Source organism: Chitinilyticum litopenaei DSM 21440 (genome assembly GCF_000428145.1).
Lineage (GTDB): Bacteria > Pseudomonadota > Gammaproteobacteria > Burkholderiales > Chitinibacteraceae > Chitinilyticum > Chitinilyticum litopenaei.
Genome location: NZ_ATZJ01000005.1, coordinates 38,716 through 54,072 on the forward strand (window position 1 = coordinate 38,716; position 15,357 = coordinate 54,072).

11 protein-coding genes are annotated in these 15,357 nt (G+C 60.9%); 3 read left to right on the forward strand and 8 right to left on the reverse strand.

The annotated features are described in order from the left end of the window. Position 1 precedes the first annotated feature (1 nt). The 3 genes from C515_RS0103235 to C515_RS22250 all read right to left on the reverse strand — a co-directional run bounded on the left by C515_RS0103235 (position 2) and on the right by C515_RS22250 (position 6,545). A complete protein-coding gene (locus C515_RS0103235) occupies positions 2-2,710 on the reverse strand; it encodes a DEAD/DEAH box helicase (RefSeq protein WP_028454357.1) in 2,709 nt (902 codons plus the stop codon). Then, positions 2,707-4,560: a site-specific DNA-methyltransferase gene (locus C515_RS0103240; protein WP_043647917.1), complete on the reverse strand. Its 1,854-nt coding sequence runs from the start codon at positions 4,558-4,560 to the stop codon at positions 2,707-2,709. Before C515_RS0103240 ends, C515_RS0103235 begins: the two co-directional genes overlap by 4 nt. Positions 4,561-4,634: 74 nt before the next feature. Further along, positions 4,635-6,545: an NUDIX hydrolase gene (locus tag C515_RS22250; RefSeq protein WP_144290318.1), complete on the reverse strand. Its 1,911-nt coding sequence runs from the start codon at positions 6,543-6,545 to the stop codon at positions 4,635-4,637. A 108-nt stretch (positions 6,546-6,653) separates the two neighbouring features. Between C515_RS22250 and dnaX the strand changes: the two genes are divergently transcribed. Further along, the gene (gene dnaX / locus C515_RS0103260) at positions 6,654-8,405 is read left to right on the forward strand and encodes a DNA polymerase III subunit gamma/tau (protein ID WP_028454359.1); all 1,752 of its coding nucleotides are present in this window, start codon (positions 6,654-6,656) and stop codon (positions 8,403-8,405) included. Positions 8,406-8,500: 95 nt separating this feature from the next. Continuing rightward, positions 8,501-8,833: a YbaB/EbfC family nucleoid-associated protein gene (locus tag C515_RS0103265; RefSeq protein ID WP_028454360.1), complete on the forward strand. Its 333-nt coding sequence runs from the start codon at positions 8,501-8,503 to the stop codon at positions 8,831-8,833. Between the two features lie 67 nt (positions 8,834-8,900). Here the strand turns inward: C515_RS0103265 and C515_RS19335 are convergent, their stop codons facing one another. Further along, on the reverse strand, positions 8,901-9,323 hold the full coding sequence (locus C515_RS19335; protein WP_144290319.1) for a DUF4124 domain-containing protein: 423 nt from the start codon (positions 9,321-9,323) through the stop codon (positions 8,901-8,903). A 183-nt stretch (positions 9,324-9,506) separates the two neighbouring features. Between C515_RS19335 and C515_RS0103275 the strand changes: the two genes are divergently transcribed. Further along, positions 9,507-10,745, forward strand: coding sequence for a DUF1615 domain-containing protein (locus tag C515_RS0103275; RefSeq protein ID WP_144290320.1), 1,239 nt, complete (start codon positions 9,507-9,509; stop codon positions 10,743-10,745). A 293-nt stretch (positions 10,746-11,038) separates the two neighbouring features. Here the strand turns inward: C515_RS0103275 and pnp are convergent, their stop codons facing one another. The 4 genes from pnp to rbfA form a co-directional block, all read right to left on the reverse strand. Continuing rightward, a complete protein-coding gene (gene pnp, locus C515_RS0103280) occupies positions 11,039-13,165 on the reverse strand; it encodes a polyribonucleotide nucleotidyltransferase (protein ID WP_028454362.1) in 2,127 nt (708 codons plus the stop codon). A gap of 296 nt (positions 13,166-13,461) precedes the next feature. Continuing rightward, positions 13,462-13,731 (reverse strand): 30S ribosomal protein S15, encoded by a 270-nt coding sequence (gene rpsO, locus C515_RS0103285; RefSeq protein ID WP_028454363.1) that lies wholly within the window; start codon positions 13,729-13,731, stop codon positions 13,462-13,464. Between the two features lie 78 nt (positions 13,732-13,809). Beyond that, positions 13,810-14,736 carry a tRNA pseudouridine(55) synthase TruB gene (gene truB, locus C515_RS0103290; RefSeq protein WP_028454364.1) on the reverse strand — a complete coding sequence of 309 codons (927 nt, stop codon included), beginning with the start codon at positions 14,734-14,736 and terminating at the stop codon, positions 13,810-13,812. A gap of 155 nt (positions 14,737-14,891) precedes the next feature. Further along, positions 14,892-15,266, reverse strand: coding sequence for a 30S ribosome-binding factor RbfA (rbfA, locus tag C515_RS0103295; RefSeq protein WP_028454365.1), 375 nt, complete (start codon positions 15,264-15,266; stop codon positions 14,892-14,894). Between the last annotated feature and the right edge of the window lie 91 nt (positions 15,267-15,357).

Below are 15,357 nucleotides of genomic sequence, written 5' to 3' on the forward strand. Positions count from 1 at the left end.
CTCACACATTCAATGACTGGTTTTCGGGACGGCTGGCGCGCAACCACTCGCGCATTTCCTGCAAATCGGCCAGATCAACCGCATCACCCAGCGTGCCATCCTCCCTGACCCATTTCACCTTTGCGCCGTCCCGGCTCAGGAACAACACCTTGCCGTACCAAAGCGGCGTGCGGCGCGACTTGCGCTCACTGTCTTTCAGGCTTTCCTTGGTTTCCACCAAGCGGATCAGCGGCTCGTCGCCCGGATCATGCGCAAGGCAAACGATGAAATCCGGGTAGAAGAAATGCTTGTGCTCGGCGCGCACCACCCGCACGGCATAGCGTTTGCCTTCGCCGGGCGGATTACGATGCCACCACTCGACAAACTCGGCACGATCCAGTGCTTGCGCAAAATCCAGTTCATCGCCGTTGAGCGACAGACTTTGATCGTACTTGCCAGTGATGCAGACGCCGTCATCCACTGTCCATTCCTGTTCACGCAACAACTTGCGTGCCTCGGGCAGCAAAGTCTGTTCAACCTTGGCCAACTCGTCCGCATCTGGCGGCAAGACTCCATAAATATTGCGCTCAGACGCCACCAGCGGCAGCGCTAGCGGAAACAGCATGAAATCCGGCAGGCGACCGGCATCTTCCAGCTGGGCCTGCTGACTGACCAGCCCGTGCAGCCGCTCTCGCAGGCCATCCGTTTCACTGCGCGCAATCCAGCACGCCACATCGCGCACGACTTTCTGCTTTTCCTGCTCGACCAGCACAAGACCTTCAGCGACCAGCATCACGTCAATCGCCGGCAAGGCGCGCAATGCCAGCTCTTGCAGAATGATGGCGACATCGGCCTCCTCGGTCTGCGGCAACAACTCCAGCAACTTGCGCCGCGCTTCGCGGGCCAGCGCCACACGATCCGTCACAACATCGACATTGCTCGCGTGCTGTTCATTACTGGTCAGCTCGGTGCGCTTCTCCTTCGCCTGCAAGCGATTCATGGCCGCTTTCAGCGCGGTGCCCAGCAGTTTTTCGTCCAGTGGCAAATCGCGGGCGGCCAGTCGGGACAACTCGCTCATCGCCAGCAAGGCTGGACGGCGCTCGCGCTTGAGTGCTGCGGGCAGATTGCGCACATCGCAGCGACGCGGGTAAACCCGGATCCCCTGCTCCGCCAGCCACGCCACCAGCGTCGTCTGGTTTTGCGGCAAGCTGGCGGCGTTTGGCACGGCAGGCGTATTGGCAGGCATCACTACCGTATCCAGTTCGATGGTTGGCATATCCGCAAACAGATCGGGCTGCGGCCCGCTGGTGGGCAGGGTGTATGCGCCCTGCGGCTCATTGTCTTGCGGAATACCATCACCCATGAAAACGGGCGCCATGTCGTAAGTCAGCGGAAATTGCGGCGTCGGGGTATTGGTAAACACCGACGCGCCGGATTTCGTCTGCCGCTCGACCAGCTTCTCGGTCTGCCCTTCCAGCTGGCTTTTCACCTGACCGGCAACAGCCACCGCAGCAGCAAAGCCCTGCTGCGCCTCGGCATTCGCCAGATACACATAGGCCGTATTGAAGTGCGGCGGAATGTCATCCACCGCGGCAAAGCGCTGTCGAATCGGCCCGGCCACGCGCATCACCCGCCCGATGAACTGCATGGCAAAGTCGGCATCGTTCACCGCCTTGGTCGAAGCCAGCACGAAGGCGCGCGGCGCGTCGAAACCGGTGCCAGCCGACTGCTTGAAGATCAGCACTTCCTTGCTCAGATCAGAGGCAATGGCCGCCATCAGCACCGGATCAGGCGCATCCGCCGAATGCTTGCCAATCGCCGCAGGCGGCACCTTGCACAACTCGATCAGCTCGCGCTCGGCCTCATCCACCGTTTTGTCGCCGTTGGCGACCTGTACCAATAACAGCGGCGTAAGCGGAATGCCTGCTTTTGCCAACTCGACTTTGAGCCACTGATTGCGCGCCCAGGCCTGGCGCAACACGGTCTGCTTCAGGTCAGTCACCGACTGCAAACCATGCTGCAGGTCGTACACCACCGCTTCGATGTATTGCTTGTTCAGCCGCGCGCTGACCACATCACTGCGGCTGACGCTGAAACTCTCGAACGCCCCGCGCCCCGAGGCGGCCAGAAACTCGGACAGCCGCGCATCCCTGGGCGTGGCGGTCGCCATCAGCAGATATTCCGGCTTGAGCCACTGGGCAAACTTGCCGAACTCGGTCCCCTTGTCGAGCGCAATATGCGCCTCATCGACCACCAGCCCCAGTTGCAAACCGTGAGCGCGGGCGCGCATGACCCACTGCGCGACTGAGCGCACCTCATCGTCGCCGTCCGCGTCGTAGCCCTTGGTGCGCGCGGTTGCCTTCGCCACGCTTTGCGCGGTGGCAATCAGCACCTGCCCGGCCTGGCCGTCCTGATTGCGGCCATGCGCCAGCAGCAGTGGCGTCAGGTCATTGGCATTGCTCTTGATCGCGTCCAGCGTCTGCGCCACCAGATTCACAAAGGGCACAAACCACAGCCAGACCATCTCGCGCTCGGCGCAAACTTCAGCCAGCACGCGCGTCAGCATGAAGGTCTTGCCCGAGCCGGTGGGCGCATGCAGCAGGCAAGGCGGGTGATTGTCGCGCTGCAAGGCCGCGCCGATATTGGCAATCAGCGTGGCCTGAAAGCCTTCCGGCGCCAGCACATCGCCCTGCGCCGTGGTCACAGCCAGATTCAGATTGGGGGCGTTCATGCTGCTCTCCCCTTGCTTTGCTGGCCGCGCAGCAAGGCATCATGCAGGCTGTAGCTCACCACCGGGCGGCCGGCGTCTTCGCAGAGCTGGCGCACCGTTTCCGGGCGCGGCGAATACACCACCAGTCGCGCCGCCGGCAAAGCCAGCAGTGCCGCCAGCGCAGCCTCATCCGGGTCGGGCAGCAGCAATACTGCGGCCTGGCCGTCAAACGCAATGGGTATCAGCCCGGAGCCATTACCCTTGTTTGGCTGCAGCGATATACCCGCAAAGGCGGCCCGATTGTGCTGCAGACTCAGCAATTGTGCGGCGTGTTCCGGCGTGGCGTCGAACAGCACATCGGCCGCTTCGATCTTGTCCAGCTGCAGGTAGGCAAAACTGCCGCCCAGCCCCGGCTTGCCACCATAGCCCTGCATCACGCGGCGGATACGCTCGGCGCACACCTCGCGACAGAGGTTTTTTTGCGGCTCTTTGGCGGTGGCTTCGGTGCTGGAGCACAGGATGAAGCGCCGCCCGCCGTCGTCCTCGGCATTCAATTCCAGCACCGCCTGCCCGGTGGTGCCGGAGCCGGCAAAGAAATCCAGCACGATGTCGCCGGGTCGGGTAGCCTGCTGCAGCAGGTTTTTGATCAGCGAGAGGGGTTTGGGGTAAGAAAACTCACCTCCAATCCCAATTTCTTTCAGATTCTTTGAGCCTTCACTTGTCTGGCCACTGGCAATACTAAAAATATCGTCACTGCCATCTTTACCTAATTCAGCAATCCAGCTTGATAAAGGTTGAGCATCTGACTGAACTTTGCTTTTGAAAGTTTTAAATCTTGGCTTGTAAAAACCAATTTTTTTAAACAACCAAAACTCCAGATCATCTTGAGCACCAAGGTGCGGAGGGGCCTTCCCTTCCCTGACATCCGCAAGAAGATCTTCGATCTTTGTATAATACGCAGGGCTTTTTTCTTCGGGAAAATTCACGCCATTTCTGGAAACAAGTTCTTCCATCGTTTCCGTTCGTACTTCCTTTCCATTCAATCGAGCCGCCGTTGCTCTTGCCCATACACGATTAGGATTGCAAGGATACCAAATATCTGTTTCTGGATTGTGCAACGGATAGAACAAGTTCTTTCGCTGCTCTTTCGTAAAACCCAGAGTCAATTGAGTTGATGCCCACCAGTCTTTTTGAACATCATCCCATTGATCATATTTGTCCCAATTTTTAGCTGAGCCAAGAAACTTGAAACCGGCACCGCCATACACAAGCACATGCTCATGATCGCATGAGAAAAAGTTATCCAAGCCTGCTGCATTACTTGCTCGGCGCTTTTTCCATACTAAGCTCCCCACCCTGCGCCCCGGCATCACCTCGTCGAGCAGCAATTCCAGCCGCGCGCGGTTTTCGTCGTTGATCGATACCAGCAGCACGCCGTCGCTGGTGAGCAGGTCGCGCGCCAGCGTCAGGCGCTGATAGAGGAATTCCAGCCATTGCGAGTGACGGTATTTGTCGTTGGCGCCCACGTAGTGGTCGTTGTACACCCAGTCCTTGTTGCCGGTGTTGTACGGCGGGTCAATGTAGATCACCCGCACCTGCCCGCGATGCGTGGCGCGCAACAGGCGCAGCGCGTCGAAGTTGTCGCCTTCGATGATCAGGTTGTTGACAACGCCATCCGGCGGCAGATTGTGCGAGCTGTCCGGCACGAGGCGCGGGTAAACCAGATCGGCATTCAACGCGGCATCGCGCTCGATCAGATTGGCTTCCCAGCGCAAGCCAAGCTTGCGCTCGGTGAGGTGTTCGGCAAGCACGCGGCGCAGTTGTTCGGGGTTCAGTTGCTCAAGTTGGGCAAGCAGTTGGTCGTGGCTCATGGCAATCGGGGGCGGGCGAAACAAGCGGGCATGTTACGGCAATCGGAGCAAGGTGGCAGCCCCTGCATCCGCAGTCAGGCAGCCGGGTTCTGGCGCTTGCGCAGCGCGGTCAGCGTCTTGCCGCCATGCAGCCAGTAATCCGGGCCGCGTGCTGCGGTGACGGTACGACCGATTGCCTGCAGCGCGCGCACGGCAGCGGCCGACAAACTGAGCGTTGCACCATCAAACCGGACCCTGTTGTTTTCAAGCACGGTACAGGTGATGTCCGGCGCCAGCTTGAACTGCAATACATCACCGGGGTTTATATCCAGAAGCGACATATCTAAAGGGCTTTGGCGAGATACGTTTGAAATTGCCTGCAGTTCGTTCAGCAGCGTTTCAAACGTTGACGATGGATTGCTGCCGGATGGCGAGACAGCCGCCCGCTCGCCTCGTGCCGCTCGGGTCTCTGGATTACGCCCTCCAGCATCGGCAGGCTCGTCGCAATCGATTTCGGTGTAAAAGTTCTCGCGGTCATCGCTGGCGCGCAGGGACAGATCAAAACCGTCCAGAACCTGCCCCCCTGCTTTCCGCGCTGGCGGCGCAAAATCCGCAAGGCGTTGCCGGGGATGGCTCAAGGCTCGGGTTCCAAGAAAGACGCTGACGACAAAATCGCGCACTTCGCTCAAGACTGCTTGGATGTCCGGCTCTGCGCCGTATTGGGCTGCGCTGGCTGCATGATCAAACCAGGCCCCAACGGCAATATCGAGCGCCGCCAGCGCCTCGCTGACCAGAAATGCGAGCGTTTCGCCTGCGCAGTAGTCCCGATCGAGCCCCATGCAATCCATCAGCGTTTCTCCCAACGCAGCTCGGGTGTGCCAGGCTGGCAAAGCGACATAATCCGGATGCTGACCAGAGAAAATCTGCGCAAGCCGCGCATTTTCCTGATAGTGCTTCGGCATCGCGACCGCATCCTGACAGCAGGCAAAACGCTCCAGGATGTAATCACCCAGCAAACCGGCTAGAACATCGGGACTGCCTAGATAATTGGGCTGAGCCGCTGATTGCAAGGCGGCCAGCAATCCGTTTCCGGCATGCGCCGCACCGTTCTGCAGCCACTGCAGCAATGCCAGAACTTGCTGTTGATCTTCCGCGGCATCCTGGCAGGAGTACTGATCCTGACAGCGGTTGGCCAGGAAATGGGTGGCGCGCAGACCCTTGCCCTGGTTGGCAAAGTGAATCTGGTAAATGCAGAAACCGGACCAGCTGCGATGCAGGTGCAGCACATTGTCGGCAAACCATGCGAACCATTTGTCTTCCATCGCCTGAGGAACAAATCCCTTGCGAATGGCCCTGGCCTGTTGCTCGCTCAGCGGCAAGTCCAGAGCCTGGGAACAGTGCTGTTCCGGCATAACCTGGATGGGCCAATCCCAGGGTTGTGCGCAGTGATAACGGTCACGACAGGCCTCAGGCAATACCACTGCCAGATGTTCATCCAGCCATTTGCTTACTGCGCGAAGAATTGCCAGATCACGTTGCTGACCTTTTTTGCTGCTGCTGCGCTGAATCAACTTGGCCGCATGCTCGAAGTTTGCCCAGCACAAGTGCCAGGTTTCCCAGCCTGGCTGATCTGGTTCACGAGCGAGCGGCCTCATGACAAAAAAGGCCGTGCTACCGGTATCGCCGTGAAAAGCATCTGGCAATACGCCAATGATTTCCGCGTGATAGCCAGTTTCTTCGTACACCTCGCGCAATGCGGTTTCTTGCGGCGAGTCGCCTGGCTCAGGGCGGCCCTTGGCAAAAGTCCAAGCGTATCCACCAAAGTGATCGGCCGGTTCGCGCAACAGAATCAAGCCATCCCGGGCCAACAAGACCCCACCGTAGGCACCCGCCTTGGTGATCGTGCTGCTCACTCCTTCCATGTCTCCTCCCTGGTTATTACTTCTCAAGCGCCAAACCCATCCATATGCCTGACGCAACTTGGAACTTTCCAGCAAAGACAGCATTGAAACAAATCGTTGCCATGATATACAAGGCCATTCCTTGACCCGTGACTGTACGTGTGGCGCTTTCCCGCCACCATCCTTTAGCCCCCTTCTGCTAGAATCGCCGCCATGGCCTACCAAGTACTCGCGCGCAAATGGCGCCCCCGCAATTTCGCCCAGCTCGTCGGGCAGGAACACGTCATCAAGGCGCTCGCCAATGCGTTCGCCAACGAACGCCTGCACCACGCCTATCTGCTGACCGGCACGCGCGGGGTCGGCAAGACGACGATCGCGCGCATCATGGCCAAGGCACTCAACTGCGAAACCGGCGTTACGCCCGAGCCCTGCGGTGTGTGTTCGGCCTGCACGCAGATCGACGCGGGCCGCTTTGTCGACCTGCTGGAAATCGATGCGGCGTCGAACACCGGCATCGACAACATCCGCGAAGTGCTCGACAACGCGCAGTATTCGCCGACCGCCGGCCGCTTCAAGGTCTACATCATCGATGAAGTGCACATGCTCTCGAAGAGTGCCTTCAATGCGATGCTCAAGACGCTGGAAGAGCCGCCCGGCCATGTGAAATTCATCCTCGCGACGACCGATCCGCAAAAGGTGCCGGTCACCGTGCTGAGCCGCTGCCTGCAGTTTTCCCTGCGCAACATGACGCCGCAGCAGGTGATTTTCCACCTCGGCCGCGTACTCGACACCGAACAGATCACTTATGAAGCCGGCGCGCTGAACCTCCTGGGCCACGCCGCGCACGGCTCGATGCGCGATGCGCTGTCGCTGCTCGATCAGGCCATCGCCTATGGCGCCGGTCAGGTCGAGGAAGCCGGCGTGCGCGCCATGCTCGGCGCGGTCGACCAGAGCTACCTGTTCGAGTTGCTTGATGCACTGGTGGCTCAGGATGGCGAACGCCTGATTGCCGGTGCCGATGCCATTGCCGGCAGGGGGCTGTCCTATGAGGCGGCATTGCAGGAGCTGGCCCACCTGCTGCACCAGATTGCCATGGCCCAGCTGATGCCCGGTGCACTGGCCGATGATCTGCCGATCCGCGCCGACCTCCTGCGCTTCGCCCAGGCCATCAGCCCGGAAGATGCCCAGCTCTATTACCAGATCGCCATTCATGGCCGCAACGACCTGGCGCTGGCCCCGGATGAATACGCCGGCTTCACGATGACGCTGATGCGCATGCTCGCCTTCGCCCCCGTGGCAGCCGGGCAGCTGCCTGGCGCCAGTGGAAACGGCGGCGGTGGCGGCAGCAAACCCATCCGGCAGGACTCCCCCCCTGCGGCGGCGGCAGAAAGCGGCAGCCCCCGCGAGCAGGCTGCCGCGACTGACAGCGGCAGCAACACCCCCGGCATGATTCCGGTCCGTCCCGCTGGCGCGCTGACCCAGCAAGCCGTTAGCGAAACACCCGAGCCGGAACCCGAACCGGCTGCCGTGGCGCCCCCTGCCCCCGCAGAAATCCCGCGCCCGGAGCACTTTGACGGCAACTGGCCAGGCCTGATTGCCCAGCTGCGGCTAGGGGCCGCCGGCATGCTGGCCCAGCATGCCGAGCTGCTGCGTTTCGATGCGGATTGCTACTACCTGCGGGTCGCCGAGGAGCACCGCGCCGTCGCCACCCGCGATTACCAGGACAAGCTGCGCGAGGCCATCAGCGACTATTTTGGCCGCCCGCAACGCGTGCAGGTCGAATTTCACGGTGACACAGGCGACACGCCGGCACAGCTGGCGCAGCGTGAGCGCCAGGCGCGCCTCGATGAAGCGGTCGAGGCCATCCAGAATGACCCCTTCGTGCAGCAGCTGGTCCGCGACCTGGGCGGCACGGTTGTCAGTGACTCCATCCGCCCCCTGCCCGCCAGCGGGTCGGTACAGTGATCACCGCGCAACGTCAGCAGATTTGAGCTTTTGATTTCCAATTCCTGCCGGCAAGCCTTTGGCGACCCCGGCAAAGACAGACAAGGAGTTTAGCGATGTTTGGTAAAGCAGGTATCGGGCAGCTGATGCAGCAAGCCCAGAAGATGCAGGAAAACATGAAGAAGGCCCAGGACGAACTGGCGCTGGTCGAAGTCGAAGGCCAGTCCGGCGCAGGCCTGGTCAAGATCAGCATGACGTGTGGTCATGTGGTCAAGCGCGTCGCCATCGATGACAGCCTGCTGGCCGACGACGACAAGGACATGCTGGAAGACCTGATTGCCGCCGCCTTCAACGACGCACTGCGCCGCGTGGAAAGCACCAGCCAGGAACGCATGTCCGCGCTGACGGCCGGCATGCCGCTGCCGCCGGGCATGAAGTTCCCGTTCTGAACGCGGCAGGCCAGCAAAAAGCCCGGAATGATTCCGGGCTTTTTGCTGTTTGCGGCATCAGCCTGTGTCACTTGCAGTTTTTTTCCAGGAATTCAGTCTGCGTGCGGATTTCTTCCTGCTTTTTCTTTTCGTCGATGAACTCCATCTGGCCCTTGTCGTTGCTGACATTCTTGTAGAGCTTGGCACCCTGCAAAAAGGACAGGCGCTTGCGGGCGTCTTCGCAACCCGGCCCGTTCGGATCCTTTCTGGCCACTGGCGAGGGCATGACCTCCGGCTTCGACGCCGCCACGCTGGCGGAGGCCTTGCCACCACCGGATGACACCGAGGAAACGGCAGCACCCTTGGTATCGACCACCTTGGCCTGCCCGCCCTTGCCCGGCGGCGGCTGATCCGAGTAATGCACGCGACCGCTGTCGTCAGTCCATTTGTAAATCTGCGCCTGGGCGCCAGCGGCCAGCAGCAGGGCAAGAATCAGGGTAAACCGTTTCATTTCGGGGTGCTCCGCTTGATCATTCATCAATTGAATTTATCAATTAAATCTAACGGCTGCCAGCAAGGCTGACAAGCACTGATTGGCGTGAGCCCACCGTTCATTCGGTCACAAGGCGGGTAGCGACTGCCGACTAGAATGCAGCGTCTGGCTTTTGCCACCGGCAATCACATTTCAAAGCGTATGCTCAAGACCTCCCTGCCTCTCTGTGCCGCCCTGCTGCTCGCGGCCTGTGCCAGTACCCCGCCTGCCCCGGTCGCGCCGGACGCATCGGCACCGGCAAGCAACACGCCACTCCCCACACCAACGTCGATTCCAAGCCCGACGCCGACCGTACAGCCCACCCCCACGCCTGTCAGCAGCCCCAAACCGGCACCCAGCGCCCGACCGGCCGGCAGCCTGGGCGAGGCCGAAGCGCGCGCCCTGCTGCAGCGCCTGCTGCCGGCGGACATCAAGGACAAGACGGGCTGGCATGCCGACATCTTCGATGCCTTCACCGCGCTGAAAATCCCCTACACGGCCGAATACTTCTGCGCCGCCAATGCCATCATCGAGCAGGAATCGAGCTGGCAGGGCGACCCGGTGGTGCCGGGCCTGGATCGCATCGTCTGGCGCGAGATCGAAGAAAAAGCCGAACGCATGAAGCTGCCGATGGTCGCGGTCAAGACGGCGCTGCTCAAGCCCTCGCCGGATGGCCGCAGCTACAAGGCCCGCATCGACAGCCTGCGCACCGAGCGGGAAATGAATGCCCTCTATCAGGATCTGGCGCGCGAGGCCCGCTCGCTGGGCTTGCCGATTGCCCAGAAAAACCCGATCCGCACCGGCGGGCCGATGCAGGTCAGCGTCGCTTTTGCGGAATCACACAGCAAGGCCTGGCCTTACCCTTATGCGCGCAAGGGCACGATCCGCGATGAAGTATTCACCCGGCGTGGCGGCAGCTATTTCGGCATCGCCATCCTGCTGCAATATCCGGCGCCCTACGGCCGGGACATGGTGTACTGGTTTGCCGACTTCAATGCCGGCCGCTACGCCAGCCGCAATGCCGCATTCCAGGCGGCGGTCAATCTGCTGGCCGGCGCCAGCCACGATCTCGACGGTGACCTGCTGCGCTATCAGGGCGGCGAAGTCTCGGCCACGCCCAGCGCCACCAGCCGCGAGCTGGCGCGCCTGGCGCCGCGCCTGGGCCTGAGCGCCCCCCAGATGCGCGCAGACTTGCAGCAGGAAAAAACCGCCGGCTTCGGCAGCAGCCAGACCTGGCAGAAAGTCTTCGCGCTGGCCGAGCAACAGGCCGGCAAGCCGCTGCCGCGCGCGGTGATTCCGCAGATCAATCTGAAAAGCCCGAAAATCACCCGCAAGCTGACTACGGAATGGTTTGCCAAGCGGGTGGACTGGCGCTATCAGAACTGCCTGGCAAGGCGCTGAACACGGCGGCCATGTGCAGATGCAATCCATAGGGTATGCGCCTGAAAGCCTTCATATGAAAAGGCTGCAGGCATATACCTAAAAGAGTGAGCTGATTATGTCTCTGCTGCAGCATCGTCATTCCCGCGTACGCGGGAATCCGGATGACGGTGTGAAATCAAGCTTTGCTCTGGATGCCCGCCTTCGCGGGCATGACGAAAAAAGGGTTTCTGAAGGCGAGGCATAATCAGGAAGAGTGATGCCAAACAAAACGCCCTGCAATGCAGGGCGTTTTGTTTGGGTTTGCAAGGCGATTATTCTTCGCTTTGCGCCACCGGCTGGGCTTCCGCTTCCAGCAGTGCCTTGATCGACAGGCGGATACGACCCTTCTCGTCCTGCTCGAGCACCTTCACGCGCACGATCTGGCCTTCCTTCAGGTGATCGGACACATTCTTGATGCGCTCGTTGGCGATCTGGCTGATGTGCACCAGGCCATCCTTGCCCGGCATGATGGACACGATCGCGCCGACGTTGTTGTCGAGGATCTTCACGACCGGACCTTCGTAGACGCGGCCGATTTCCACTTCGGCGGTAATCTGCTCGATGCGGCGCTTGGCTTCGTCGGCGCCTTCGCTCGAAACCGAGGCGATGGTGATGGTGCCGTCTTCCTGGATGTCGATCTGCGTGCCGGTTTCTTCGGTCAGCGCGCGGATCACCGAGCCACCCTTGCCGATCACGTCACGGATCTTGTCCGGGTTGATCTTCATGGTATAGAGACGCGGAGCGTGCGTGCTGACTTCTTCACGCGCGCCTTCCAGTGCCCCCTGCATGATGCCCAGGATGTGCAGGCGGCCTTCCTTGGCCTGCTCCAGCGCCACCTTCATGATTTCCTTGGTGATGCCGTTGATCTTGATGTCCATCTGCAGCGCGGTGATGCCGCCGTCGGTGCCGGCCACCTTGAAGTCCATGTCGCCCAGGTGGTCTTCATCACCCAGGATATCGGACAGCACGGCAAAGCGGTTGCCATCCTTGATCAGGCCCATGGCGATACCCGCCACGTGCTTCTTCAGCGGTACGCCCGCATCCATCAGCGCCAGCGAACCGCCGCACACGGACGCCATCGACGAGGAGCCGTTGGATTCGGTGATTTCGGAAACAACGCGCATGGAATACGCGAACTCGTCATTGCTCGGCAGCATGGCGATCAGTGCGCGCTTGGCCAGACGGCCGTGACCGATTTCACGACGCTTCGGCACGCCGACGCGACCGGTTTCACCGGTGGAGTACGGCGGGAAGTTGTAGTGCAGCATGAAGCGGTCGGTGTATTCGCCGTGGATGGCGTCGATCTTCTGCTCGTCCATCTTGGTGCCCAGCGTCGCCACAACCAGCGCCTGGGTTTCGCCACGGGTGAACAGTGCGGAGCCGTGAGTGCGCGGCAGCACGCCGGTGCGGATCGAGATCGGACGCACGGTGCGGGTGTCGCGGCCGTCGATGCGCGGCTCGCCATTCAGGATCTGGCCACGCACGATTTCGGCTTCCAGGCCCTTGAAGATCGACTTGATCTCGTTGGCTTCCAGCGTGCCGGTTTCTTCCGTGATCAGCTCGGCCTTCACCAGCGCCCAGGTTTCGTTGATCTTCTGGGTGCGCAGCTGCTTCTGGCGCAGCTTGAATGCCTGCTTCAGGCCTTCGCCGGCAATGCCGCGAATCTTTTCAGTGAGCTCGACATTGACTTGCGGCTCTTCCCAGTCCATCAGCTCCGGGTTGACTTCGTCGGCCAGCTCGTTGATCGCCTTGATGGCGGTCTGCATCTGCTCGTGACCGAACACCACGGCGCCCAGCATCACTTCTTCCGACAGCTCGTTGGCTTCGGATTCAACCATCAGCACGGCCTGCTCGGTACCGGCGACCACCAGATTCATCTGTGAGCTTGCCAGTTGCTCGTTGGTCGGGCACAGGATGTACTGGCCGTCGACATAACCGACGCGCGCAGCGCCGATCGGGCCCTGGAACGGTACGCCGGAAATCGCCAGCGCGGCAGAGGCGCCCAGCATGGCGGCGATGTCGGAATCGATATTCTGGTCAACGGACACGGTAGTCGCGATGATCTGGATATCGTTGTAGAAACCTTCGGGGAACAGCGGACGGATCGGGCGATCGATCAGGCGGGAAGTCAGCACTTCCTTTTCGCTCGGCTTGCCTTCGCGCTTGAAGAAGCCGCCCGGGATCTTGCCGGCGGCGTAGGTGCGTTCGAAATAATCGACGGTCAGCGGGAAGAAATCCTGACCCGGCTTGACGTCGCGTGCGGCTACCACGGTAACCAGTACAACGGTGTCATCCATGCTGACCAGCACGGCGCCGCTGGCCTGACGGGCGATTTCGCCGGTTTCAAGCGTGACGGTATGCTGGCCGTACTGGAAGGTTTTGACGATCTTGTTGAACACTGATGTTTTCCTTTTCACATTTTTCGTACCGGGTCATGGCACGGCGCATTTGCAATAATCTGCAGGCGATTGTCAGCAGGACCCGAAAAGCGGGCTGAGCCCGGTTTTCACTGCCGCCGGTTCCGGCACAACCTCCCTCGCACTGACCGCCGGATCCGCTGTTAGACCAGGCGAGGGTTTGGGCAGCAAGCCCGGGGCCGTCGAGTCCGGAGCGGATCTCCACGGCATCCCGGGCTTTCGACACCCGGAAAACAAAAAAGTCGCAGTCCTGAGACTGCGACTTTCGGGGGATGCGCTTACTTGCGCAGACCCAGCTTCGCGATCAGCTCGCGATAGCCTTCCAGATTGGTGCGCTTGAGGTAGTCCAGCAGGCGACGACGACGCGAAACCATCTTCAGCAGACCACGACGGGAGTGGTGATCCTTCTTGTGTTCCTTGAAGTGGGGGGTCAGGTCGTTGATGCGGGCGGTCAGCAGGGCCACTTGTACTTCGGTGGAGCCGGTATCGCCAGCGGCGCGCTGGAATTGCTTAACTACTTCAGCCTTGCTTGCAACAGTTACAGTCATTACTTTCTCCAAATGGGCCGGTTTCCCGGCCAGACGAGCCAGGGCCAGTCGCAACCAGCCTTGGCTTCTCGCTCGCCGTCAGGCATCGGAATGATGCAGATCGGCCAGCAGACGTTTGGACCGCAGTTCGCAGGCTTGCTTGCCCGCCACCACTTCGCCCAAACCAATGAACCGGCGATTATCCGGCTTTTCACCGGTGACGTAAAGGCGATATTCGCCAACCGGACACGCGGCCAGCGCGGGGCGCTGACCATGGCGGATGGCGTCGAACTGGCTGTCGTCGAGCAGCAATTCGGGCAGATCGGCCAGCAGCACGTCGGGCGGCAGCAGCAGGGCTTCGCGCTCCGCCATCTCCAGCGCCTCGAAGGCGGCGATGTCCACCGTGCCCGCCAGCGTGAAGCCGGCGGTCTGCGTGCGGCGCAAGCCGGTCAGATAGGCGCCGCAACCCAGCGCCCGGCCGATGTCGTCGGCCAGCACGCGAATGTAGGTGCCCTTGGAACAGCGCACATCGATCACCAGCTCCGGGGCGGCATAACTGACCAGTTCGATGCTGTAAATGGTGATCTGGCGTGGCTGGCGCTCGATTTCGATGCCTGCGCGCGCGTATTCATACAGCGCCTTGCCATCGCGCTTGAGCGCCGAATGCATGGGCGGCACCTGGCTGATCACCCCAAGGAAGGATGCCAGCACACGCTCGATCGCGGCGCGCTCGCTCGGCGCGACGCCGGTTTCGCTGATTTCGCCCTCGCCATCGAGCGTCGTCGAACATTTGCCCAGGCACAGCGTGGCACGATAGCCCTTGTCGGCATCCAGCATGCGCTGGGCAAACTTGGTCGCTTCGCCGAAACACAATGGCAAGAGGCCGGTGGCGAACGGGTCCAGCACGCCGGTATGGCCGCCCTTTTCCGCCTGCAGCAACCAGCGCGCCTTTTGCAGCGCCTGATTGCTCGACCAGCCATGCCCCTTGTCCAGCAGCAATACACCGTCGATTTTACGTTTTGCCATATACAACCAACCGTATAACCCTGCAGCCCTTTGCAGAAAAAGGCTACAGACCAATACCCATAAGGATCAGCATAAAAAACAGCAATGCCGGCAGCGCCGGGCCTGCCAGGGAAAATGCTTGCGTCCCAGCCCCGCCTGCGCGGCAGGCAGGCAACTTATTCTTCGTCGGGCGCCTTGGGCAGGCTGGCCGCCTGGTTGATCAGGCTTTCCAGCTGCATGCCGCGCTCGACCGAATGGTCGTAGACAAAATGCAGTTCGGGCATCTTGAACAACGTGAAGCCCCGGGCCAGCTCGGAACGCAGGAAACCCTTGGCCTGCTCCAGCTTGGCGGCGATGTCGGCCTGCGCCTCGGCATCGCCGAGGAAGGTGTAGAAAATCTTGGCGTGCGAATAATCGCGGGTAACCTCGACATCGGTCACCGTGATCAGGCTGGCCTTGGGGTGGTCCAGCTCGCCGCGAATCAGCTCGGCCACGTCGCGCTGAATCTGCTGCGCCACGCGGTCGGAACGGGAAAAGGATTTTTTGGGCATGATTGTGCGTGCGGAGTAAGGGGTGAGGAGTGAGGCGCACCGTCACCGCAAAATGAAAAAGGCGCAGCTTGCACTGCGCCGGAAAATCCGG